25 protein-coding genes and 1 other annotated feature are annotated in these 25,131 nt (G+C 33.1%); of the genes, 4 read left to right on the top strand and 21 right to left on the bottom strand.

What is annotated here, in order from left to right; genetic code table 11:
* Positions 1-10 precede the first annotated feature (10 nt).
* From H0I41_RS03000 to H0I41_RS02975, 6 genes are all read right to left on the bottom strand, one after another.
* The gene (locus H0I41_RS03000; RefSeq protein ID WP_011161712.1) at positions 11-199 is read right to left on the bottom strand and encodes a Blp family class II bacteriocin; all 189 of its coding nucleotides are present in this window, start codon (positions 197-199) and stop codon (positions 11-13) included.
* A 10-nt stretch (positions 200-209) separates the two neighbouring features.
* The gene (locus H0I41_RS02995) at positions 210-437 is read right to left on the bottom strand and encodes a bacteriocin class II family protein (protein ID WP_014567249.1); all 228 of its coding nucleotides are present in this window, start codon (positions 435-437) and stop codon (positions 210-212) included.
* 126 nt (positions 438-563) lie between these two features.
* The gene (locus tag H0I41_RS02990) at positions 564-1,157 is read right to left on the bottom strand and encodes an HlyD family secretion protein (protein ID WP_011161710.1); all 594 of its coding nucleotides are present in this window, start codon (positions 1,155-1,157) and stop codon (positions 564-566) included.
* Positions 1,158-1,167: 10 nt separating this feature from the next.
* Positions 1,168-3,327, bottom strand: coding sequence for a peptide cleavage/export ABC transporter (locus H0I41_RS02985; RefSeq protein WP_011161709.1), 2,160 nt, complete (start codon positions 3,325-3,327; stop codon positions 1,168-1,170).
* Between the two features lie 12 nt (positions 3,328-3,339).
* Positions 3,340-4,137, bottom strand: a complete 798-nt coding sequence (locus H0I41_RS02980; protein ID WP_011161708.1) for a LytR/AlgR family response regulator transcription factor — start codon at positions 4,135-4,137, stop codon at positions 3,340-3,342.
* 197 nt (positions 4,138-4,334) lie between these two features.
* On the bottom strand, positions 4,335-5,492 hold the full coding sequence (locus H0I41_RS02975) for an RNA-guided endonuclease InsQ/TnpB family protein (protein ID WP_011161707.1): 1,158 nt from the start codon (positions 5,490-5,492) through the stop codon (positions 4,335-4,337).
* 151 nt (positions 5,493-5,643) lie between these two features.
* Here H0I41_RS02975 and H0I41_RS02970 point away from each other — a divergent pair.
* A protein-coding gene (locus tag H0I41_RS02970; RefSeq protein ID WP_135014791.1) for an IS3-like element IS1223 family transposase occupies positions 5,644-7,046 on the top strand; the annotation gives its coding sequence in 2 pieces (ribosomal slippage) (positions 5,644-6,118 and positions 6,118-7,046; 1,404 coding nt in all).
* A gap of 85 nt (positions 7,047-7,131) precedes the next feature.
* On the opposite strand, the gene H0I41_RS02965 is transcribed toward H0I41_RS02970, so the two are convergent.
* Both H0I41_RS02965 and H0I41_RS02960 read right to left on the bottom strand, forming a co-directional pair.
* Positions 7,132-8,439, bottom strand: a complete 1,308-nt coding sequence (locus H0I41_RS02965) for a sensor histidine kinase (protein ID WP_135014740.1) — start codon at positions 8,437-8,439, stop codon at positions 7,132-7,134.
* Between the two features lie 2 nt (positions 8,440-8,441).
* Positions 8,442-8,594 carry a hypothetical protein gene (locus H0I41_RS02960; RefSeq protein ID WP_023599380.1) on the bottom strand — a complete coding sequence of 51 codons (153 nt, stop codon included), beginning with the start codon at positions 8,592-8,594 and terminating at the stop codon, positions 8,442-8,444.
* Positions 8,595-8,922: 328 nt separating this feature from the next.
* Between H0I41_RS02960 and udk the strand changes: the two genes are divergently transcribed.
* The gene (gene udk, locus H0I41_RS02955; protein WP_172399350.1) at positions 8,923-9,558 is read left to right on the top strand and encodes a uridine kinase; all 636 of its coding nucleotides are present in this window, start codon (positions 8,923-8,925) and stop codon (positions 9,556-9,558) included.
* 26 nt (positions 9,559-9,584) lie between these two features.
* On the opposite strand, the gene H0I41_RS02950 is transcribed toward udk, so the two are convergent.
* The 3 genes from H0I41_RS02950 to H0I41_RS02940 form a co-directional block, all read right to left on the bottom strand.
* Positions 9,585-9,812: a hypothetical protein gene (locus tag H0I41_RS02950; RefSeq protein WP_023599378.1), complete on the bottom strand. Its 228-nt coding sequence runs from the start codon at positions 9,810-9,812 to the stop codon at positions 9,585-9,587.
* Positions 9,813-9,819: 7 nt separating this feature from the next.
* A complete protein-coding gene (locus H0I41_RS02945; protein ID WP_086874727.1) occupies positions 9,820-10,614 on the bottom strand; it encodes a DUF4097 family beta strand repeat-containing protein in 795 nt (264 codons plus the stop codon).
* 199 nt (positions 10,615-10,813) lie between these two features.
* The gene (locus H0I41_RS02940; RefSeq protein ID WP_135014738.1) at positions 10,814-12,742 is read right to left on the bottom strand and encodes a PTS sugar transporter subunit IIABC; all 1,929 of its coding nucleotides are present in this window, start codon (positions 12,740-12,742) and stop codon (positions 10,814-10,816) included.
* A 192-nt stretch (positions 12,743-12,934) separates the two neighbouring features.
* Between H0I41_RS02940 and treR the strand changes: the two genes are divergently transcribed.
* Together treR and treC are read left to right on the top strand one after the other, a co-directional pair.
* A complete protein-coding gene (treR, locus tag H0I41_RS02935) occupies positions 12,935-13,660 on the top strand; it encodes a trehalose operon repressor (protein WP_135014736.1) in 726 nt (241 codons plus the stop codon).
* Positions 13,661-13,675: 15 nt separating this feature from the next.
* Entirely contained in the window at positions 13,676-15,334 is a 1,659-nt protein-coding gene (gene treC, locus H0I41_RS02930) for an alpha,alpha-phosphotrehalase (RefSeq protein ID WP_135014734.1), read from the top strand.
* Positions 15,335-15,393: 59 nt separating this feature from the next.
* Here treC and H0I41_RS02925 read toward each other — a convergent pair whose 3' ends face one another.
* The 10 genes from H0I41_RS02925 to H0I41_RS02880 form a co-directional block, all read right to left on the bottom strand.
* Positions 15,394-15,783, bottom strand: coding sequence for a hypothetical protein (locus H0I41_RS02925; RefSeq protein ID WP_014567238.1), 390 nt, complete (start codon positions 15,781-15,783; stop codon positions 15,394-15,396).
* Positions 15,784-15,969: 186 nt separating this feature from the next.
* Positions 15,970-16,620 (bottom strand): amino acid ABC transporter permease, encoded by a 651-nt coding sequence (locus tag H0I41_RS02920; protein ID WP_014567237.1) that lies wholly within the window; start codon positions 16,618-16,620, stop codon positions 15,970-15,972.
* Between the two features lie 13 nt (positions 16,621-16,633).
* The gene (locus H0I41_RS02915; RefSeq protein ID WP_004896905.1) at positions 16,634-17,272 is read right to left on the bottom strand and encodes an amino acid ABC transporter permease; all 639 of its coding nucleotides are present in this window, start codon (positions 17,270-17,272) and stop codon (positions 16,634-16,636) included.
* The gene (locus H0I41_RS02910; RefSeq protein WP_004896904.1) at positions 17,269-18,093 is read right to left on the bottom strand and encodes a transporter substrate-binding domain-containing protein; all 825 of its coding nucleotides are present in this window, start codon (positions 18,091-18,093) and stop codon (positions 17,269-17,271) included. The genes H0I41_RS02915 and H0I41_RS02910 overlap by 4 nt, the downstream gene beginning before the upstream one ends.
* Before the next feature lies 1 nt (position 18,094).
* Entirely contained in the window at positions 18,095-18,844 is a 750-nt protein-coding gene (locus H0I41_RS02905; RefSeq protein WP_004896903.1) for an amino acid ABC transporter ATP-binding protein, read from the bottom strand.
* A gap of 138 nt (positions 18,845-18,982) precedes the next feature.
* Positions 18,983-19,231, bottom strand: a binding site (T-box leader).
* A gap of 56 nt (positions 19,232-19,287) precedes the next feature.
* A complete protein-coding gene (locus tag H0I41_RS02900) occupies positions 19,288-20,109 on the bottom strand; it encodes a transporter substrate-binding domain-containing protein (protein WP_135014733.1) in 822 nt (273 codons plus the stop codon).
* A gap of 53 nt (positions 20,110-20,162) precedes the next feature.
* Positions 20,163-21,932, bottom strand: coding sequence for an ABC transporter ATP-binding protein (locus H0I41_RS02895; RefSeq protein ID WP_135014731.1), 1,770 nt, complete (start codon positions 21,930-21,932; stop codon positions 20,163-20,165).
* A complete protein-coding gene (locus tag H0I41_RS02890) occupies positions 21,925-23,658 on the bottom strand; it encodes an ABC transporter ATP-binding protein (protein WP_135014729.1) in 1,734 nt (577 codons plus the stop codon). Before H0I41_RS02890 ends, H0I41_RS02895 begins: the two co-directional genes overlap by 8 nt.
* Before the next feature lie 3 nt (positions 23,659-23,661).
* Entirely contained in the window at positions 23,662-24,099 is a 438-nt protein-coding gene (locus tag H0I41_RS02885) for a MarR family winged helix-turn-helix transcriptional regulator (protein ID WP_014567232.1), read from the bottom strand.
* Between the two features lie 85 nt (positions 24,100-24,184).
* On the bottom strand, positions 24,185-25,039 hold the full coding sequence (locus H0I41_RS02880; RefSeq protein WP_135014727.1) for an alpha/beta hydrolase: 855 nt from the start codon (positions 25,037-25,039) through the stop codon (positions 24,185-24,187).
* Positions 25,040-25,131 lie beyond the last annotated feature (92 nt).

Genomic DNA, 25,131 nt, shown 5'->3' with positions numbered 1-25,131 from the left:
TGACTATAGTTTAATTATGAGTATAGCCAAAATAACCTCCTATTGCTGCACCTCCTACACCACAAATTGCCATTCCCCATGGGCCAAAACTTTTACATGCTTTAATACCAGTTCCTGCGCCACTAGCAGCTGATAAAACAGTATCTCCCCATCGATTTCCACCAACAATCTTTGATAATTCTTTGTCATTTAATTTCATTGTCAAAATCCTACTTTCTTATCTTGCCAAAACCACCTGTTGCAGCTGTAACCCCTGTCCATAAAATAGGAAGATAATGGGCACCAGCTACAGCACATGCAGGTCCACAAATTGTACCACCAACTGTAGCCCCAATCATAGCTGATCCCACTGCTCCTCCCACATTTGTTTGCCAATTATTTCTTCCACCAACAACGACTGCTAAATCTTTATGTGATAAATAATTAAATTGTTTCATGATAGAAACCTCCTAAAATTTTATTTATATGCATAGCTTACTAAAGTTATCATCTTAAGATATAAAATTGACCAATATTGTTCTATTTGTGTCTAAAATTACTTTTATTAACTAAATTAGTATTTTTTACTTATTATTCCTTACCTTATCCAAAAGATATTTTAAATACGTACTCCTACCGGTCATTATCGTCACATTCCCCTGCATCCCATATTTAATATTCTCATCATTAACTTTTGCAGTCGAAATAATTTCGTACATATTTTGTTTATTCATGTTCACAGGATAGACTCCAATTTCCTTTACCTTACCAGTCAAGTGTCTAGTTAAGCCATCTCCAGTAGGTACAGAAAAGGTTAACGACTGTCCCTTTTTAATAGTCGAGATTTTATCACTTGTCACATAAGTTACAATTTTTACTTTGCTTTTAGGTTTCATAACAGGCATTAAACTAATCCCACCACCTTGATCAACATGAGCTACCCACTTTTGACCATATTTCGTAACGACTTGTCCCTCATCATAGTTAACATTTTTCCGCTTAATTACAACCGTTGGTTCAACAACGCCAACCGAAGAGACTGTATTCTGCCTAACTGCAAAAAAAGATCCAACAAATAAAAGTAAGACAAAAATAGCTGCTGGAATAATAATCATAGTCGAAAAATTTCTATACTTATAGGAATAGAATTCGGTACTTTCATAATTCTTTGCATCCATCTGTACTCACCTATCCCTTCACTAAGTCATAATAAAAGCCATGCATATTCATCAATTCGCTGTGACTGCCTTCTTCAACTATCTGGCCACGATCAATTACAACAACCTTATCTGCTCGTTCCGCAATTGCCAGACGGTGTGCGATAAAAATAATTGTCTTATCTTTGAGCTTCATCAAATTATCAATTACTCTCTTCTCAGTAATTGTATCTAAGCCACTTGTTACTTCATCAAAGATAAATACCTTTGCAGGAGATAATAATGCCCGAGCAATTGTTAACCTTTGTTTTTGTCCACCAGATAGAATTTTTGCATTTTCATCTAATTTTGTTTCAAATTGCAAAGGTAGATTAGCTATTTCTTGGTCAATCTCAGCAATCTGACAAGCCTCTATTACATCTTCTTCAGTGATATCTGGCCTACAACCTAACAACAAATTCTCTCTAACTGTTCCAGAAAAGATATATGGGGTTTGAGGTACATAATTCACATATGATCGCAAGCTATGCTTATTAATCTCACTTGTTGCATGGCCATTTAAAATGACTTGACCCTTACTTGGCGAAAAGAAATCTACTAACAACTTAACCATTGTTGATTTTCCAGATCCACTCATTCCAACAATCGTTAATTTTTCGCCCTGGTTAATTTTTAGATTAATATCTTTTAAGACATCTGCACCATAACCATAGCGATAATCCACATTCTTATATTCAATATTTCCTTCTAGGAGCTTACAATCTTCAATAGCAGTCTTCTGATTGAATTCACTTTTTACTTGATAGACCTCATTCAATCGATTTTGAGCAACACTAGCTGATTGAAGTCGCGGTTGCAGATTAATAATATTTTGCAGTGGATCAATAAAATATGCCAGCAACGCATTAAAAGTCATCAACTGACCAATGCTCAATTGTCCTTGCATTACAACTTTTGCACCAACCCAAAGAATAATTACATTAAGAGATAATTGAATAAATGTCTTGAGTGCTGTCTGCAAGCTCTCAGTTTTGCTGTATTTAAAAGATTTTTTTAAGTAATCTACAAACTGACTATCGATTCTTCTATACCTTGTATTCTCACTATTTAATGCTTTAATTGTTTCAATTCCTTGAATGTCTTCAATAACTGAAGAACTCAAAACAGCATTACTTTCCATTTGCTCATTATTTAATTTTTCAAACTTTTTAGTAAAACCTAGAATTACAACTGCATAAATAGGTAAAGCCAATAATGTGATTCCAAACAAAGTCATACTCTGAGCCGCTAATACTAATCCCATTACGATTACAATTGATAGATCTAAGAAAAGCGAGATAACCGTACTTGCCAAAGCATCAATAATTCTACTTGCATCAGAAAAACGTGAAGTAATTTCACCCGTTCTTCTTGTTACAAAAAATTCCATCGGTAATTCAAAAATATGTCTAATATATTGAAGATTTAAATCAATACTTAATCTTTGTCCTAAAACATTTAGCAAAAAATTCTGTCCATAGGAGAAGATAGAATTAAAGACATAAGCAATTAACAATCCGACTGCTAAGATTGATAAAGTCTGATAAGTACCACTTGGAATATAAGTATCAATTATTCCTTGAACAAAATATGAACTACAGATACTAATTATGGTCATTAATAAAGCGGCTAGAATGATATTAATCATTAGCCGCTTTTGTTTAAACATATATGGAAAGAGAGACCATAGGTTATTCTTCTTTTCTTTAATTGGTTCAAAGTTTTCATTGGGAACCATAAAGAGTGCAATCCCTGTCCATTCTTGAGCGAACCTATCTTTAGGCATTTTTATCACACCAACTGAAGGATCTGGATCGGCAATTAATAAATAATTTTTAGTATTTTTTAGCACCACATAATAGTGAAGCAATTCTCCCTGTTTAAGTACGTGAGCAATAAAAGGATACTGAATACCGTCATCATTAAATAAAGACATATCTGCCTTTACGGCTTCTGTTTTTAAATTAAATTTCTGGGCTGTTTTAACTAACCCTAAAGCAGTTGTTCCTTCAAGATTAGTACGCGCTTCATGACGTAAATGAGCTAAAGATATACGAGAATGATATTGTTTTAAGATCATCGCTAAACAAGCAACTCCGCAATCCATCTCATCTACTTGAGGTACATAAACAGATTTATATTTGAATAACATAAGTCTTACCTTTTATTTAACGTTAATTTCTGGATATTTACTTAGTAAATTTTTGACATTTTTTCTACAACTACGAGCAAATATTACTTCGTCACCATTAGGAAATGTTATTGTCTTTTTCGAAAAATCAATGCTATCAATATTATTTGGATTGACTACGCAAGATTGAGATACTTTAACAAGAAAGTCATTTTCATCACTAATTTTTGAAATATTACTTCTAAATTCGGCTGAACCAGTTTCAGTTATTAACGTAACTTTATGTTGTGTAGGGCTATTTTCAAGATAATAGATATTAGTATCTTCTACCTTATTTATCCTGCGGCCTACTTTATAAACAAGCTCTTTTCTTCCAGACTTTGTAAGATTGTTAATACTTTGAATCGCCCCAGTAATTGTTTCTTCTAGACGCTTCATCATATCATTTTGGTCTAGTGCTTTATTAATATAATCAATTGCACCAATTCGTCTTCGATAAGTTAAGGGGGCATATTTATCATAAGCAGTAACAAAAATAATCTGAGCATTCGGATCTTGTTTTTTGATGAATTCTGCTAAATCTACTCCATTCTTAGCTTCAGAATTTTGACTTAATTCAATATCTAAGAAGTAAATTGCATTTTGAATATCCTTAGCCACTACATAACTTACGACTTGCTCAAAGGTAGTGGCAACTTGCTCTACACTAATCTCCACATTTTCATAAGCTGTATTGTCTTCCACTAAATTCTCAGCTGCGTATTTCACATTGTTTGCTAAATTATTTGCTAGTGTTCTATCATCATCACAAATAATTACTGGATATTTCAATATTTTTTCACTGCTATATAAAACATGGAAATATGTAGAAGAATATGTATTTTCTACATATCAGAAAGATATATTTTCCCTTTCTTTGTTTTATTTACTGTTGTCTTCATTAGTATTCTGATATTCCATTTAGGAGTAATCACATTGACTAGCTCTCACAGCTTTAGGGCCTAGCCAGCCCCTTTGTTTTTATTTTTTTATCTTGCTAAAGCTAAAAGGTTTAAAACTGCATTTTCATCTCGATCATTACTGTAATCACACTTATAACAGATATACTCATTATGTTTGGTGCCATGCTTTTGATTGCCTTGCAAAGTAATTTTTTCATCACCCGTTTTGACGTATCCGCATTTAGCGCATCTTTGTGTTGATGGATATGTTTTATCAGCTAAGATTAATTCTTTGCCATACCAATCACACTTATAAGTTAATATCTGTCTAAACTTACTAAATAAAGACCTCTGCATACCTTTTGAAGCTACGTGCGTCATCATCATGTCTTTGACTGCTAAGTCTTCAATTACGATTTGGTCGTAATTATCTACAAGCTTAGTAGTAAACTTCTGTAAAAGATCATTTTGAATATTAGCTACCTTGCGATAATCTCTTTGCAGTTTGGTTCTCACTGCAGAGTAATTATTTGATTTAATAGCTGATTTCCCATTAATTTCTCTTTTACGGGCTAGCATCCTTTGATAATGCTTGATACGTTTATATAGTTTTTGCAGTTTAACAGGCAAAACATTGATTTGTCCATCTGTGTAATTAAAGTGACCGACATTGACATCAACTGCTGTCTTTTGATGAGTTTTAGATTTATATTCAATCTTTTCTTCATAGGGAAGAGCCGCATAATAAGCGTTTTTTTCTTTGAAGATACTTACTACTTTAACTTCACTCATCTTTAAGGCCCCATAACTAGACAAATCAAACCAATCTTCTTTTGAGACACTTCTAGGTTTATCAAGTCGAAGCTTGCCATTAACAATCTTAGCTCGATCAGTTTTAAAGCTTTGTCTAGGGGCTTTCTTTGATTTGAAACTAGGCTTACCCCAATCAGATTGAGCCTTATCAAAGAAGTTCTTCCAAGCATTAGCCAAATCTTTAACCACTAATTGAAGACAACGTGCAGATAATTCATACTGCCAATCTTCTTTCTTAGCTACTAATTCATCACGGACCCTGCGTTCATTAGGGCTAGGATTATCTTTTTTATTTAATGTATGAGCTTCATACATTAATTGCCAAGTTTCTAATCCTTTGTTCCAGCAATACCTACGATAGTCGCACAAATTATCAAGATGCTTTTGCATTGTTTTATTAACTTTTAGCTTAACTACTTGTGTTTTAATCATTTCTTCACCTCCTTAAATACAAACATAAGTTTATCTAAGGAAGGAAAGCAAAACAAGTAAATATTAAATTAAAGCTTATTTTCCATGTTTAACTTTTGAAGTGCCTCATAATTGTTAGACATAAAATCTAATAATTATGAGGTATTTTTTTATGACCAAATATTCGACTGAATTAAAAATTGAAATTGTTTCCAAATATTTAAATCATGAAGATTCAATAAAAGGTTTAGCTAAACGATATAATATTCATTGGACTCTTATTCGTAGATGGATTGATAAGGCTAAGTGTCAAGGTTTAGCTGCCTTATCTGTTAAACATACTAAAACTACTTATTCTTCTGACTTTAGGCTAAATGTGGTACGCTACTATTTAACACATTCTATTGGAGTTTCAAAGGTAGCGGCTAAGTTTAATATTAGTGATTCTCAAGTATACAATTGGGCTAAAAAGTTCAATGAAGAAGGATATGCTGGGCTGCTGCCTAAACAGAAAGGTCGGCCTAGGAAAGTGCCTAAAAAGAGTAAGAAGACAACTAAAAAGTTAGAACTTAGTGAAAAGCAAAAGTATGAAGAAAAAATTCTTAAGCAGGAAGCTGAATTAGAAAGACTTAGAGTGGAAAATCTTGTCTTAAAAAAAGTGGCTGCCCGATATCCACGTTATCCAACAAACAAAAAACACAATTAATACAGGATATTCGGGCAAAACACCATCAAATTAAACTTAAGGTCTTATTTAAAGTGCTCAAATTAAATAGAAAGACTTACTATGACAATGTAAAAAATAGAATTAATCAAGCTGATAAGTATGCTTTAGTAAAAGAGAAGATTCAAGAAATCTATTATGGCTATGAAGGACAAGAAACATATGGTTATCGTCCTATGTGGGGAGCGTTAAGAGATGAAGGATTTAAACTTTCTCTAGAAACAGTACGTAAGTTAATGAGAAGTTTAGGAATAAAAACAACAATTTATCATAAAAATACTGGTAAATATAGTTCGTATAAGGGTAATGTAGGAAAGAAAGCACCAAATATCCTAAATCAAACTTTTGATGAAACAATCCCCTATAAAGTTCTTCATACCGATGTAACTGAATATAAACTAACTAGCGGCAAGAAAGTTTATATTTCTCCTGTAGTAGATGAGGCTTCTTTGGAGATTCTAGCTTGTGCAGTAAGTTATTCTCCTGAAATGAAAACTATTTATAATATGCTAGATGAACTAGCAGATAATCTTCCACCAGGAGCTGCTCCTATCCTTCATTCAGATCAAGGCTTTCAATATCAGAATCCAGGCTATCAGGCTCGACTAAAGAAAATGAATATAATCCAAAGCATGTCCCGAAAAGGAAATTGTCATGATAATGCACCAGGAGAAACGATATTTAATTTAATGAAGAGAGAAAAACTGAATCGACTTAAGATTGGAAGTTTAGAAGAGATGAAGGAAATTCTGAAAGATTATATTTATTGGTTTAACAATGTTAGAAGATCAAACAAATTAAAATACACGACTCCTGTAAAATACAGAAATCGTGTATTATCAAATCTTTAAAATTTTATAAATGTCTAACTTTTCTATGGCACTTCATTTCTAAATAAGCTTTTTTCTATTTCTTCTATAAATTTCTATATTTTCATTAACTGTTAATTAGCTCCTCTGGTTCAATTACGAGATAGAAATCAAAGTATCCCTTCGGTATCTCATAAGAAATCGTCATATTTTCATATTTATTCTTAATACTATTAATATTGGCTAAACCCATGCCAGAGTGACTTTTCTTCGTTGAATAACCACGTTGCTGGATTTGTTTAAGTGAAATTTCTGAATCTCTTCTTTTATTCTGAATTTCATATTCAAATTCGCCATCCTCATTTGAACTAATCATAATTTCAATATGAGCTTTTTTATTCTGTTTCAATAATGCTTTACTTTCTTCAATTGCATTATCACAACTGATGCCAATAATTCTAACTAAATCCAATTCATTAATATTGTTAGGGATTTTAGTAATATCATCTCTACATTCGAAATTATATGGGATTTTTGATCCATACATTTCTGTTAACTTAGCAATAATAATGCTTTTCAAAGATTTTACTTTAATGTGATTAACATTTCTATACTTTTCAAATGCTTTGGCATTTAAATTAGTCTTAGTATATTCGTCTAGTTTTTGAATTAGTTCCTTCGTATCTCCCTCTTGTGCACTGATTTTTAATGAATTAAACATATTTCGATAATCATGGCGAAAAGCACGCAGTTCATCTTCGCTCTCTTCTAAGTATCGCGTGTATTCTTGAAGTTGTTTTTGCTCTTTTATTAGTTTGTCTTGTTGGGACTTTTTCAAAAGATGCTTTTGAATATTTATTAGTTCCACGTAAGTCGCTATAGCAAAAACTATTTGAATTAATACAAAAATTGTAAAAAATATACTTAATGATGTAACCTTCTTAGTTTGCGCATAAAAAATCATTGTTAAAGTAGTGGAAACATATAGATAGATCAATAGTCCTATAAACACATTGTGATTTTCACTCATTAAATATGAGTAAAGAAACTTATATAATGTTTCAATAATAAAAACTGCAAGAATTATAATGCTAATTTGGACCAATAAATCAAGATAAATTATATCCTCAATATGCAAAAGTTCCATTAAAATGCTATTTAATATATCTATTATAGAATCTACAACTCCCACAATCAAAATTGATCCAACAGCCACGTCTTTTTCTTTACTTTTTCTAAAATAAAATATAAAAAATAAAATTTCTAAAAAAGTAGCTAGTTGAACAATGCCTACACATACAATAGGAAGTAATAATAACACTCCACCGAGAATCAAAATATTTTTTTTACTAGCTGCAATTTGAGAAACTCTAAAAAATATCCATAAATCGGTTACTCCAGAAATAAGCATTAAAAAGCTATAAACTAACAACATTTTTATTTCCAAATGTTGCGTGTCCAGTAAAATATACCTTTATTCCAATTTCCATTAACAAAACCATTTACTCTAGCTCCACCAGTAACTTCATTCATTTCTTCTTCAGTTAAAGTAACTTTCTTAACGATATTTTCTTTTTTAATTTCTTTCATTGTTATTCTCTCCTCTAAAACAATTAATAACATTTTTATGTCTTAAATATTACCATCTTTTACTATCTAAAAAGCCAAAAAATACCAAATTGGTCAATTGGATGACTGATTTGGTATTCTTTTTCTATAATGCACTACTAGTAAATATAGATATTTTTGAAAGAGAATTAATTTTATAAATATTAATAGTGAACAAGGTATTTATTTTTAACTAGTTCCAAAATATATCACTATAAAAAACATATTTGTCAAGATTATTGCTCAGAAAGCTATCATAGCGCATAATTTTAAGGTATTATTGTAATAGTTTAAAAAAGGAGATTTTATTGTGCAAAGTAAACGCCCTATTATCATTGGAATTGCTGGTGGTTCTGGTAGTGGTAAAACAACCATCGCTCATGAAATTTATGACCAATTACAACAAGACGACCATATCTTAATTATGACGCAAGATTCTTACTACAAGAACAACGACAACTTATCAATGGCAGACCGTAAAAAAATCAACTACGACCATCCTGATGCCTTTGACATGCCCCTTCTTGTTGAACAATTACGTCAATTAATGGACTATAAGGCAGTTGAAATGCCAGTTTATGACTTTACCGCTCATACAAGAAGTGAAAAGACAATTCACACTGAACCGGCTGATATTATTATCTTAGAAGGTATTCTAGTTTTAGGCGAAGAGAATTTACGTGATTTAATGAGTATTAAAGTATTTGTAGATACTGATGATGATATTCGTTTTATCAGAAGATTAGAGCGTGATACACAAGAACGTGGCCGTTCTGTAAAATCAGTAATTAATCAATACTTAGCAACAGTTAAGCCAATGTATAATCAGTTCATTGAACCAACTAAGCGTTATGCTGATATCATTGTTCCAGAAGGTGGAGAAAATGATGTTGCTATCGATATGCTTACTACGAAAATTCGCTCAGTTTTAAGTACAGTCAAATAAAAATAACCTCGTGGTTTTCCACGGGGTTATTTTTCACCAAAAAAGAAACTCATTATAATTCCAGCAATCAGACTTCCACCTATTAATCCAAGATATTCTGACGTTTTCAGTATTAAGCTTTGAGATTCACTCCAATTAGAAATTCCCACTACTATAGAACTCATTACAAAGAATGAGACTGTATTAATAATAACTGATTTCAAGCTACTATAAATTCCTAAATTTTTCTGCTTAGATTTCTCTCTTTTCACCATTCTTCTCCTATTCCACCACATTATCTCCATCTACTGTTGTCATTGTTAAGATCACTCCAGATGGTTGCGGATCAAATGAAATATTATTTAGTCCATTAGCTGTCCTGACACGGGCGTACTTTAAATTTGCACTCCAGACAGTATTATTCCCTTCAATATTATTAATCTCATAATCGCTCTTAAAGACAGCATGATCTAAGGTGAAATTACCAGCCTTTAAGTTTGCACTTCCACCATCAATAGTTACGTCAGTTAAATTCATGTCTCCATCGGTAACATTCAATGAAATTTGAGATAAGGTAGATCCTGAGACTTTAATTTCTCCATCATATGTAGCAAGCTTCCCATCAGCTAAATCGCTGTTTCTCACGGTTACATTACCATCTGTCGATTCTAGAAGAGATTCAGCAATTGCAACACGTCTTACTCTAACTCTTCCCTCAGTCGATTTAAGATATGCTTTTTCCACTTTGGTATCAACAATTTCAATATCACCACTATTAGTTTGAACATCAAGCCTATCTAAAGTTACATCTGCTGGTACAAAGACTTTAAGATGCGCTTCACCATTATCAATTAAATTAATTCTCTGCTTAAGCTGTAACTTTCCATTTTCCAATTGAACAATAGGTAAGTAGTGCCGTTTACCTATAAAGTTAACTGCAAAACGTTCTCCTTGTTCAACTGTTACATCCCCGCTACTTAATTTTATTTTCAATTCGTTGAATTCTTCGTCACTTATTTTTACCCTAACAATCTCATCTTTTTTATTTTCTTTAGAAAAAAGCTTTTCAAAGATCATAGCCTTTCCCCCAATCTACGACACAATTAAATTATTATTAATTATATTAATAAGATTTAATATTTTCAACTATTGAATTCAAAAAAACAGCGCTGAATTATCAACGCTGTTTTATCAATTTTATCAACTTAATTTGGTTATCAAATCTACTAATTGCCCCTTCTAAGATCAAATAATGGCCATAATTTTTTCTATTATATTACTTACTACCTGGCCTCTTCTTCTTTGCTACCTTAGCACCTTGTACCATCTTGTCATTGTAGCCCCATACCCAAGTTACAATAAATGAAACTACAATAGTTACAGCACTAGCAATTAAGAATGTGTAGAAACTAGATAAATCAGTTGGATGTTTTGGATTGAAGAATGATGAGAATCCAATCAAACCACCAGTAAAGCCATACATTGTTCCGTGCATTAAGCCAGTAACTAATCCACCAAAGGCAGAACCGATACATCCAGAAATAAATACTTTCTTATATCTTAAACTAATACCATAAACGGCTGGTTCTGTTACACCGCACATTGCAGAAATTGTTGAAGCAAAACCTAATTCCTTTAAGTCTTCTTTCTTAGACTTAATAGCAACAGCTAATACTGCAGCACCTTGGGCAATCATTGATGAACAAATAATTGCGTTTAATGCACTTTCACCAGTTCCAGCAATTTGTTGAGCAACAAGTGGCACAACACCCCAGTGAAGACCAAAGATAACCAATACTTGGTAGAAACCACCAATAATGAATCCGCCAACCCAGCCAGATGCATGAACTAACCAGTTAATGAAGACAGCAATACCGTTGGCAACACCTTGAATAATTGGACCAGTTACCATCAAAGTTAATGCTGATACAACTAGAACAGTAATTAATGGAATAAAAATCATTTGTAAGTATGATGGTAGCCACTTTTTAAGCCAATCTTCACATTTTTTAGCAAGCCATGCAGCTAAAATCATTGGGAAAATTGAGTACGTGTAGTTCAAAAACTCAAACTTAATTCCGCCAATTTCAAACATGGTCTTGAAAGCTTTACCCCAATCAACTAATTGCGGATAAACAAGCACACCACCAATAACTGCGGCAATAATTGGATCAGAATTTAATCTTTTAGCTGCACAATATCCTACTAAAATTGGTAGGAAGAAGAATGCGGAATCAGCGATTGCACTAGTTGTAATATAAGCTGTACTCTTTACACTAAGCAAACTCCCTAATTGAGGAAGAGTTAGGAGGGCTAATATACCCTTAATAATACCAGCTGCAGCAATTACCCCAATAATTGGACTCATTGAACCAGTAATAAAGCCAATTAGATTACCAAAAGCTCTTGAAACTGGATTTTTACCATCATCTTCTGCAGCTGGTGCTGCTTCACTATCTAACGGTCCTAATTGTTTAACTACTTTATCAAAAACATTAGTAACCTCATTACCGATTACCACTTGATATTGACCCGAAGCATGCATTACATCTAAAATTCCACGCTGATTTTTCAAAGCTTCATCATTTGCTTTACTTTCATCCTTTAAGTAAAAACGCAAACGTGTAATACAGTGAATCACATTATTAACATTATCCTTACCTCCAACATTTTTAATAATAAAGGTAGCTAATTCTGGATAAGATAACTTTTTGCTTGAAGTATCCTCAGCTCCTGCTTCTTTCAAGTATGCAGTTGCTACTACTTCACCAGCTTTTGCTTCACCTTCAGTTACATCTAGTCCTGAAAGCTTATCTGCTGAATTAGTAATTAAAACCATAATTGTTGTATCTAATCCTTTGGCTTTAATTTCATCTAAGTTCATTTCAGCAATTTCTTGGCCAGCCTTAACTTCCTGACTATTTTCAATCTTAATGGTAAATGGAGCTCCCTTTAAGCCAACGGTGTCCACACCCATATGAACTAACACTTCTAGTCCTTCTTCAGTTACGATACCAACAGCATGTTTAGTGTCAGCAACCATACTGATTTTCCCTGAAACAGGTGCTACAACCTTTCCAATAGTTGGAGTTAATCCAAACCCATCCCCCATTGTTCCCTGTGAAAAGATTGGATCGGAAGTTTTAGCCAAAGCAATAACCGCTCCAGTTGCTGGAGCTAATAAATTAGTAGTATCTTGTACCATAATTTCATTCTCCTCTTTGAAAGTATCCGCTTTCATTTATCTTGATTTCAATATTATACTTGTCTGTACAAGTTGTCAATATATTTTTATGAAAAAGCTTACTTTTCTTTTAAATCAATATTTTATAGTTAAAAATATTTTTCTTTACTTGTCTAATCAAGTGTATATAATTAAAGACAAAGGAGGATTTTTATGGCTCAATCTAAAGTTGGAGTAATCGCCCAAGACTTAGTTGATAAAATCAAACATCAACAATATCAGCCTGGCGACTATCTCCCAAGTGAACATCAATTAATGGATTTATATGGCGCTTCTCGTGAGACAATTCGAAAAGCTCTTAACAGCTTAACTGACCTAGGACTGATCCAAAAAATTAGAGGAAAAGGTTCAATTGTATTGAATTTAGATCGTTATACTTTTCCAATTTCCGGAATTACTAGTTTTGCGGAATTGAATAACCAATTAGGATTAAAAGCTGAGACAAAAGTATTACTTCTACAAAAAGAAGATAAATTACCAGCGCAATTTATAAAGTATTTTCCTGAAGAAGAAAATAGCATCGGTTTTCATCTTGAACGATTACGTTTAATAGGTGGGCAGGCAGATGTATTGGATTGTGACTATTTACTCTCCCCTCCAGTTAATTCTCTTCCACAGGAAGCTGCTGAGACTTCTATCTATGACTATTTAGAAAATAAACAAAAATTAGATATTTCATACGCAACAAAAGAAATTTCTGTCTGCAAAGTTGATAAAAGAATTCAAGACTTACTTCAACTCGACAATGATCTTGCAGTTTTAGTTGCAAGCCGTAATTACTTAGCTAATACAACTAAATTTCAATTAACTTTGTCTTATCACAGACCCGATAAGTTCAAATTTATTGATTTTGCTCGTAGAAAAAAGATTAAGTTTTAGAAAGGTACTATATCAATGAATAATTTAGGCAATAAAGTAATTTACCAAATTTATCCAAAATCTTTTTATGACTCAAATAATGATGGCATCGGTGATTTACGTGGAATTATCCAAAAAATTGACTATATTAAGAAGCTAAACGTAGACTTTATTTGGTTCAATCCTTTTTTTGTTTCCCCGCAAAATGATAACGGCTATGACATCGCCAATTATAAAAAAATTGATCCTCGCTTTGGAACTATGGCCGACTTTGAAGAATTAGTGGCTAAACTAAAAGATATAAATGTTAATGTCATGCTTGATATGGTCTTAAACCACTGTTCTACTGAACATGAATGGTTCAAAAAGGCTCTTGCTGGTGATAAAAAATATCAAAAATTCTTCTATCTCAGAAAAGGTAAAGATGGAAAGTTGCCTAACAATTGGCAATCTAAATTTGGTGGCCCTGCCTGGTCAAAATTTGGTGACACAGATTATTACTACCTCCACCTTTATGATCCAACTCAAGCAGATCTTGACTGGCACAATCCAGAGGTTCGCGCTGCCTTAATTGATGTAGTAAACTTTTGGCGCAGTAAAGGTGTTCACGGTTTCCGCTTTGACGTAATTAATGTAACAGGAAAAGATACTGTCCTAGTTGATTCAACTGATCCAGTCCAAGAAAAATCACTCTATACTGATACTCCAGTAGTGCAGCAATATCTAAAAGAATTAAACGCTAAGTCCTTTGGTCAAGATCCAGAGTCTGTCACTGTTGGAGAAATGTCCTCTACTACAATTGAAAATTCAATTGCTTATACTCGTCCCCAAGATCATGAACTCTCAATGGTATTTACTTTCCACCATCTCAAAGTTGACTACAAAAATGGAGAAAAGTGGTCAAAGATGCCTTTTGATTTCAAAAAATTAAAAGACATTATGCTTACTTGGAACAGCAAAATTGACCAAGGTGGCGGTTGGCAAGCTCTATTTTGGAACAATCATGATCAACCTTGGGCTTTAAATCGGTTTGGCGATATCGGTAAATATCATGACAAATCTGCTGAAGTGTTAGCTCTCGCTCTTCACCTACTGCGCGGAACACCTTATATCTACATGGGTGAAGAAATCGGTATGATGGATCCACACTATACTTCGATGAAAGATTATGTTGATATTGAGGCACTAAATGCATATGATGCACTCATTGCTAAAGGGATGCATGAAAAAGAAGCTTTTGAAATCGTTCAATCAAAAGCTCGTGATAATTCAAGAGTCCCAATGCATTGGGATAATTCTAAATATGCTGGTTTTAGTGAAAGTAAGCCTTGGCTGATGCCAACTGACCAAGACAAGGTGAATGTTGAAAAGGAATTACGTGAAGGAGAAATATTTAATTTTTACCAAAAGTTAATTAAACTTAGAAAAAGCGAAGAATTAATTTCAGCTGGTCACATTAAGCCACTTTTGATGGATCATCCCCAGGTTATGGCATATGAACGCCACTTAGATAACTCTGACGAAAAATTATTAGTCTTTGCTAACTTCTATGGCAAAGAAACAAAGGTTGAAGTTCCTACGGAATATATAGATCGTGACGGTGAAATTTTAATTCAAAATTATGATGAAGAGATTGTTACTCTTTCTTCAACACTTGAGTTAAAGCCATATGAAGCTTTAGCAATTAAAATATAGTAAATAAAGAGCAACTTCACATATATTTTCATGTGTAGTTGCTCTTTTTACTAGATAATTTACTTAAAGAAATTTACAAATCCACTAAATAGAATTACTGTACTAATTAAATAAATTTGCCAAACGGCTAAATTACTATCATCCTTGCCCAACTTTTTAGCCATTTGATGTCCACGCCAGTACATTAAAAGTGATACGATAATTAAAATAATTCCTAGAATAACATATAAAAAGTGTGGAATATAAGGATTCGTATCCCCTAACAAGAACATGACTGGTACGATAATCAATACTGCACTAATGAAGGTTCCAAAGTATATTACATAAGGTGCAGTTGCAAGTTGTTTTGCCTTTTTATCCCACTTATAAAATCTGAAGGTACGATACAATTCAAAGAAGCCTAGTAACATTACGACAATGTACATGGCTGTTAAACCCCAATTTTTCATAATTAATTTCCTCACATTTTATTTTTTCTTATATATTTATACCTGTATTTTATTCCTTTCTTTAAAATAAAAATACAAAAAATACCAAACCAGTTCATTTTTTTACCAATTCGGTTAAATATACAATTATTGCTACTCAAACGGCATAATAAAAACCACATGAATTTTTTCATGTGGTTTAATTTTTTAATATTTACTTTGTAAATGCTTAGCAACCATTGAAAGTGAGAAACAAACAATGAAGTACATAATCGCAATAATTACATACATTGGAATTAAGTAAGTAGTATTTTGACTATAAATAATTTGTGCATGGAATAATAATTCCGGCAAAACAATAATTGTTGCTAAAGACGTATCCTTAACTAATGAAACAAATTGTGATAAAAGTGATGGAATCATCTTATTGAGGGCTTGCGGAATAATTACATGATACATTGCCTGCATATATGTCATACCGTTTGACCGAGCACCTTCCATTTGGCCTGGATCAACAGCAGCAATCCCACTTCTCACAATTTCAGCTAGCATTGCCCCTTCAAATACTACCAAGGCAATAATAGAAGCAACCGTTGGATTGGTAATAATCCCTAATTCTGGTAATCCAAAATACGTAAAGAAGATAATTAACAATAGCGGTAGGTTTCTAATAATATCAATTACAAATCCAACAATTGCTGAAAGATATTTAATTTTCACGTAACGGATAAAACCAAATACTAGTCCTAATACAAAACTTAAAGCAATTGAGATCAAAGATACATATATGGTCACCCACAAACCTTGTAAGAGAAAGCGAATGTTAATCCAAGAATATGCATGAATAAAGTTTTCCATCTTTTTCTCCTTCCTAGGCTAATTTCTTTTCTAAGTGACGCATGTAGTAACTTAATGGGAGGGTTAGTACTAAGTAAAATAACCCTACAACAACATAAGTATTGATTGTTTCAAATGATGAGAATGCAATTACGTCTGCTTGATACATCAAATCAAAACCTGCTACAAAGGCTAAAACAGATGAGTTCTTAATTAAGTTAATGAACTGGTTACCTAATGGCGGAATGACAATCTTTAAAGCTTGTGGCAAGATAACATACCGCATAGCTTGCGTATAAGTCATCCCATTTGAGCGGGCACCTTCCATTTGACCATCACCAACTGAGTTAATTCCCGCTCTAACTGTTTCTGCAATAAATGCTGAAGTATATAATGTTAATCCAATTGTACCTGCTGCAAATCCAGATACCTTGAACCAAATTTGAGGTACAACCAGATAAAAGATCATTGTAATAACTAACAAAGGAATGTTACGGAAAATTTCAATGTAGACATGTGCTACTGCTCTACCAAACTTATTTGGTGCAACTTCTAACAAAGCAAAACCTACCCCAAGGATCAAACTAAAGAATAGGGCAATTACACTACATAAAATTGTGTTCCAAAAGCCTGATAAGAATTCAGACCAATGATTTGTTAAAATTCCTATCACGAATTTTCAACCTCCTTAATATTAAATCCTGGAATACCGTCAAACCATTTAACTAATAGACGATGATACGTTCCATTTTTCTTTAATTCATTTAGTGCCTTATTAATATGATCAGCAAAATCAGTTTGACCTTTTTCTACCGCAATACCGTAAGGTTCACTTGTGTAAGTTCCCCCTACTAATTTATAACCTTTATTTTCACTAGCAATACCGGCAAGTAATCCGTTATCGGTAGTCATTGCTTGTCCTTGACCAGCTTTTAATGCAGTAAATGCTTGACCATAATCATCATATTCCAAAACTTTTGCTTTAGGCGCAAACTTCTTAACATTATCAACTGCTGTTGTTCCTTTAACAGCTAAGGCAGTTTTACCATTCAAGTCTCTAACATTTTTGATTGAAGAATCATCTTTTACAAGTAGTGATTGTCCAGCAGTAAAATATGGTTCACTAAAAGTTACTTGTTTTTTTCGATCAGGCGTAATAGTCATTGTTGCTAAAATTGCATCAATATTTCCATTTTTTAATAACGGTATTCTTGTTTTGGGAGTTGTTTGTACAAATTCAGCTTTTGCGTCTTTGCCCAACATTTGCTTAGTTAAGGCCTTTGCTAAATCAACTTCAAAGCCTTCGATTTTTCCAGTTTTAATACTCATTAAACCAAATAAACGAGTATCAGCCTTAACTCCCCAAGTAATTGTCTTACTCTCTTTAACCTGATCATAAACATTACTTGATTTCTGCTTCTTGGCACAGCCGGTCAAAGTAACTAATAAAGCTAGTACCAGAGGCAAAATAAAAATCTTAGTTGATTTTTTCATTTTAGCCACCTAGCTTTTCAGTAATAACCTTACTTAAAAATTGACGTGCACGTTCAGTCTTAGGATGTGCAAAGAATTCTTCTGGTTTTTCATCCTCTAAAATTCTACCTTGATCAAAGAAAATTAATCTGTCCCCAACTTCACGAGCAAATCCCATTTCGTGAGTTACAACAACCATTGTAATTCCTTGATCTGCTACGTATTTCATAACATCTAACACATCTTGAATCATTTCTGGATCAAGAGCACTAGTTGGTTCATCAAACAAAATTGCCTTTGGTCTCATAGCTAATGAACGAGCAATTGCAACACGTTGCTTTTGTCCACCAGACAATTGTCTTGGATACATATTTGCCTTTTCTTCAAGACCAACTTTTTTTAGAAGATCCATGGCAATATCATTATTTTCCTTATCTGGTCTATGCAAAACAATCTTAGGAGCTAAAGTTATATTTTCAAGCACAGTGTGGTTGTCGTATAAGTTAAAATGTTGGAAAACCATTCCCACATTCTTACGAATTTTATTTAAATCCGTATGCTTATCTGCCAAATCATAGCCAGTAACCATCAAAGTACCAGAATTAATTCGCTCTAATCCATTCATTGTACGAATCAAAGTACTCTTACCAGAACCAGACGGGCCGATAATTGAAACAACTTGACCCTCTTCAATACTCAAATTAATATCCTTTAAAGCATGGAACTTACCATAGTACTTATTTACATGCTTAAAATCAATAATTGCAGCCATTGTGCTTCCCCTCTCTTTTTTACTCACTTTTCCATTCTACTCTAAAACTTCTTAAAATTAACTTCTGTAGTTATATCTGTTGCATACCCCTTTATTTCCTGATTGGAGCAAAGAAAAAAAGCCCTTCGCTCCTAAATTACTCAGGACGAAAGGCTTTTTTCCGCGGTACCACCTAAATTGTCTAATTAAAGACCAACTTGACTAGAGCACAACCATGCTCCAGCGGCTAGATAACGTACCGCTTACGGCTAAACTTACTCTCTTAAAAGATTTCGGCCAGCAGCATTATAAAAGTGTCTTTCAATAATCCAGGGTCTGCTAACTTTTCCACTACCGTTAACTCACTAAAAGAAATAGATTACCTACTTTTCTTTTTATCGCTTTTTAAATTTAAATGTTGATTACATTTAATAATATTTTTTCAAAAAAGGCAAGTAAAAATTTTATTTTTCACCTTCGGCCTCTTTAATATTAAAGCCCGGAATACCGCTAAACCACTTCTTTACCAAGGCATCATACGTCCCATCTTTTTTTAATTTTACTAGTGCACGATTAATTGCATTTTTCATTTGTGTCTGTCCTTTATTGACAGCAATTCCATAGGGTTCCTTAGTATAGGTGCCCCCTACAAGTTTATAGCCCTTGTTTTCTGTTGCAATTCCGGCAAGCAAACCATTATCAGTAGTCATGGCTTGACCTTGACCGGCTTTAAGCGCAGTAAATGCTTGACCATAATCATCAAATTCTAATACTTTAGCCTTAGGTGCAAATTTTTTAACATTGGCAACTGCTGTTGTACCTTTTACAGCTAATGCAGTTTTACCATTCATATCTTTAATGCTCTTGATTGTTGAATCATCTTTTACAAGAAGTGATTGTCCAGCATAAAAATATGGATCGCTAAAATCAATTTGCTTTTTGCGTTCTGGCGTAATCGTCATTGCCGCTAAAACTGCATCAATATTTCCATTTTTCAAAAGTGGAATTTTTGTTTTTGCAGTAGTTTGTACAAAGTTTGCCTTAGCATTTTTTCCTAGTATTTCCTTAGTTAAAGCATTTGCTAAATCAACTTCAAAACCTTCAATTTTTCCGGTTTTAATACTCATTAAACCAAATAAACGGGTATCCGCCTTAACACCCCAAGTAATTTCATCACTTTTTTTAACTTCTTGGTAGACGTTACGAGTATTTTTTTGACATGCCGAAAGTAAAAAAACGCTAAATAAGACAACAAATAAAGAAAAGAATCGTAGCTTTCTCTTCACTTTTTAAACTTTCCCCCTAACTAAAATTAGAGGGAAAGCATCCCTCTAATTTATTATTCAAATGCCATTTGATTAGTATACAAGCCATAGTAAAAACCACGCTTCTTAATTAATTCATCGTGATTTCCTTCTTCAATGACATTTCCATCTTTCAACACTACTATTTTATCTGAATTTAAGATAGTCTTCAAACGGTGAGCAATAACAAAACTAGTTCTACCTGCAATAACCGCGTCCATAGCTTTTTGAATCTTAGCCTCAGTAACAGTGTCTACATTAGAAGTAGCCTCATCCAAAATCAAAAATTCTGGGTCAGTTAAGATTGTTCGAGCAATTGAAATTAATTGCTTTTGACCAGTAGAAAAGACGGAATTCTCTTCTGAAACTTGCGTATCATAACCATCAGGTAGGGTCGTAATGAAGTCATGAATATTAGCTTCTTTTGCGGCCGCAATCACCTCATCTCGGCTCGCATCTGGTTTACCATATTTAATATTATCTTCAACGGTTCCAGTAAATAGAACCGAATCCTGTAAAACAATACCAACATTATTTCTTAAAGATTCAAGAGTAATATCACGCACATCAACGCCATCAAAAGTTACTTTCCCACTATTTACATCGTAGAAGCGATTAATTAGGTTCATGATTGTAGTTTTACCTGAACCCGTTGGTCCAACTACAGCAACTGACTTACCTTTATCGACATCAATTGAAACACCGTGCAAGATTTCTTTATCAGCGTTATAGCCAAAATGAACGTTTTCTAATTTAACGCCCTTTTTGATTCCTTTAAGAACTTTTCCATCAGGTACCGTATTCTCCTCATCTTGTTCTTCAACAGTTGCCAATCTTCTAGCACCAGTTAAAGCAAGCTGTGTCATTGAATAAATTGAAGTGAGTTGGGTTAGTGGTTGGAAATATGTTTGTGAATATTCAACAAAGGCAACAATTAATCCCAAACCAATTGCTTGACTGACTTGGCCACTAACAATCAGCCATGCCCCTCCACCAATTACAATGGCTAAATTCAGTAAAGAGATTCCTTGTAGCAAGGGGAAGAGCATCCCAGAATAAAATTGACCTTTGAACATAGCGCTACGAACATCGTTATTGTACTTTTTAAAGTTTTGAACAGATTCTTCTTGTAAGCCGTTAGTAATAATTACTTTTTCACCATTGATCTGTTCATTTACATAACCATTAAGATCACTAATTTTATCCTGTTGCTTATCTAAGTAAATTCTCGCCTTCTTCATAATGACTAAACTAATAATCAAAATAAATGGCGTTGTTGCTACCGTAAATAGGGCCATAGTTGGGTTTACGATAAACATCATAATGATAGTTCCGATTAATAATGCGCCTTGAGAAATAATTTCAAAAATTGCATTATTCAAGGCATTAAAAATATTATCTAAGTCTGAATTAAATAGAGATAATAGTTTTCCATCTTGATGAGTATCAAAGTAGCGAATTAACATTCTTTGAAACTTAGCAAATAAGTTTTCTCTCATATCATTAGTAGCATTTGCAGTGAATTTTGACATTACCATCCATGCAATAAATGATGCGATAATTCCAGCTGCATATACACCCACCATTGATCCTAAAGCCTGATAAAAGCTACTTAAATCATGAGTACGGCTAGCTACTTTGTTAACTGCCTTAGTTAATTCTTGAACAGCATTTCCTAGGAAAAGAGGACCAAGTACTTGACTCAAAGTCGAAATCAAGGATAAGACGATAACAATTGTAACGCCTTTCCAATAATTCTTTAAATACTTGGCAAAGTATTTTAATGCTTTTTTAGTATTACTCATCAATTTCACCTCTCTTTTCTTTAGCTTTCTGTGTACGATAAATATCTTGATAAATTGGCGAAGTCTTTAGTAATTCTTCATGAGTTCCTTCAGCAACCAATTTACCATCATCTAAAACTAAAATTTTGTCTGCATTCATCACTGATACTATCTTTTCAGCAATAATTACTGTTGTTGTATCTTTTAAGTCATGCTCTAAAGCTTCTTGAACTAATTTTTCAGACTTAGCATCTAAGGCTGAAGTGGAGTCATCTAAAATTAAAATCGGTGGCTGACCAATAACACCACGAGCAATTGATAAACGTTGCTTTTGACCACCAGAGAAGTTAGCTGATCTTTCTTCTACTTCATGGTCAAATTGATCCGGATATTGACCAACAAATTCCTGTGCTTGGGCAATTTCTGAAGCACGTTTTAATTCATAATCGGTCGCATCTTCTTTTCCTTGACGCAAGTTAGAAGCAATTGTTCCAGAGAATAAAATTGCTTTTTGTAAAACCATTGAAACAGTATTACGTAGTGATTTTTCACCAATTGTCTTTAAGTCTTTGCCACCAATTTTTATTGTTCCTTTAGTCGGATCATAGAGACGTGGAATAAGTTGTGCAAGCGTACTTTTACCAGATCCGGTTGCTCCAACAATACCAACCATTTCACCTGGTTTTACCTTAAATGAAATATTCTTCAAGGTTGGCTTATCTCCATCAGGATAAGTGAAAGAAACATTTTCAAATTCAATACTACCCTTTTCTGGTGCAGTCGGTGCATTAGGATCAAACTTAACATCTGGTTCAGTATCAAGAACTTCTTTAATTCTTCGTAGAGAAACCATACCACGAGTAAAGTTCATAATTACAAAGCCACCAATTAAAATTGCAAAAAGCAAAGTTAAAATATAAGAAACATATGGTGATATGACTGCAACATCAGTTGGAGTTAAATTGGCACTCCGACCTACTAAAAAGACAACTAAAGCAATTACTAAATAAGCAATTAACATAAACGCGGGCATAATAGTAGAAATCCAGTAGCCAATTTTAATATTTAATTCGTTTAAATCATCGGAAGTTTTGTTAAATCTCTTAATCTCATTTTCGCCTTGATTAAATGACTTAACTACACGTACACCCTGTAAATTTTCTTTAACCCGAGTAGAAATTTTATCCATATAATGTTGGAATTTAGCAAAAAGTTTATTCATATTTTGAATAACAATGTATCCAACTCCCATCATTAAAGATAGCATCAACACTGGAGCCCACCAATACTGAGGAATTGTAATAATACTCAGTACAAATGATCCAATTAAAATAATTGGCATTCTGAGTAATTGCATGAATAAGATCATCATCATATTCATAACTTGGTTCATATCATTAATTAAACGAACAACTAATGAACCACTAGAGAATTTTTCAATATTTCCAAAAGAAAAACTTTGAATCTTAGCATAAGTTTCTTCACGTAAATCTGAGGTTATTCCCTGGGCAATTTTTGCAGCATAATATACGTTAAAAATACCAGCAATAATTGCTAATAAACCGAGTACAACTAATCCAATTCCATCTCTTAAGACAACACTCTGGTTATCCGCCAAAATTGCTTTTTGGATATTTTCTAATAATCTTGGCTGCCATAAGGTTGCAAAAGCAGAAATTAGAATTGTAATAATCGCTAAAATTATTTCTTTACGATAATTTTTGAAGTGTGGCTTCAAAATTTGCATCTATTATTCTCCCTTCTTTCTTAAAAGCTCCCAAAAGGTATCACTCCACTCTTCATTTAGAGCCACTAACTGTTCCATCTTTTGTGCGCCCATTTTTTGTGCAATTTGCTTTTCAATTTCAAATAAAGGAGTCATTTTCTTTTTAGCGTATTTTTTCCCTGAAGCAGTTAGCTGGCAATACTTAACCCGATTATCTTCTGGATCAATTGTCAGTTCTAGATAATCTTGTTCTAGTAAGCGGTGAATTCCTTTATTAATAGATTGCTTTGGTAAGTCACTTAAGTTGACCAGATCTTTTTGCGTTAATCTTTGGCGCATTAATAGTTCATACAAAATAATGGTTAGATAACTTGGCATGCCATGTTGTCTATCCCACTCTGCATAAGCTTTTCCACCTCGGATAATTGCAAAATTCAACTTTTCGGTAGCAGTTAATTCCATACTTCACCTCACAAAAATAGTCTCTGTAGATACTAATTAATTAACTATATTAGTATCCACAGAGACTATTGTCAATAACTTTTTATTATTCTTTCCATAAAAAATTAATTAAAAGTTTATCAACTTCTTTATTTTCGTGTAATTTGCTATGTTGTGCATTCTTACCCTTAATTTCTACTTCACGGTATGATTTGGCACGGCCATTAATTAAATATTTATAACTTTGTGCTGAGGCTACAGAAACTGATCCGTCAGAATTTGAACCGTCCTCTTTATTACCATAGATATTTAAGACCTCAATTTGTCTCGGATAGTGTTTCCGTAAAGGTAATAATTGCTTAAAACCATCATTATAAATATCCGGTTCACCTGTTTTCTTATTTTTGATCTTAGCCTTTTGGCCAGCTTCTTCACCAAGATAGCCATCGTAATGCCCTGCAATTGAAACTACTTTATTAATCTTAGGCAATTTTTTATTGTCATAGTTTTCATTAATGTAGTTAGCAATTTGTAGATTTCCCATTGAATGACCAACTAAATTAATCTTTGCATAATGATATTTATTAGAGATTGCAGTTATTACATCTTTTACATATGATGTTTTTCCACTCTGATTATCTTCTAGATTAACTTTGATAATTGGATTTTTTGCATTTTTTGGGATCGTGCCTTTAAGTTTAACAGTGCCATTTTTACTTACATCTGCTTGAATAATTGTATTACTTACACCAGCCTTTTTTGCGGCATTCGCCATTTGGGTCTCCGCATTTGCACTTGACCCCCAACCATGAAAGAAAAATGTGGGAATTGTTTTAGTATTGGTTAAAGATACAGTAACCCTTTTAGCAGGAATATTTTGAGCTTTTTGACCACATCCCGCTAACACAAATAAAAATAATGCAATAAAAAAACTAGCAAGATAAATCTTTTTCTTCTTCATAATTATTTCCTCTCACACTTACTTTTCTCCAGTATACAAGGACAATTATCAATTGAAAAATATTTATTCTTACTAGTTTCCCATCGTTAAAA

The organism is Lactobacillus johnsonii (assembly GCF_014058685.1).
GTDB lineage: Bacteria > Bacillota > Bacilli > Lactobacillales > Lactobacillaceae > Lactobacillus.
This window is presented reverse-complemented; position numbering and strand designations above follow the sequence as displayed.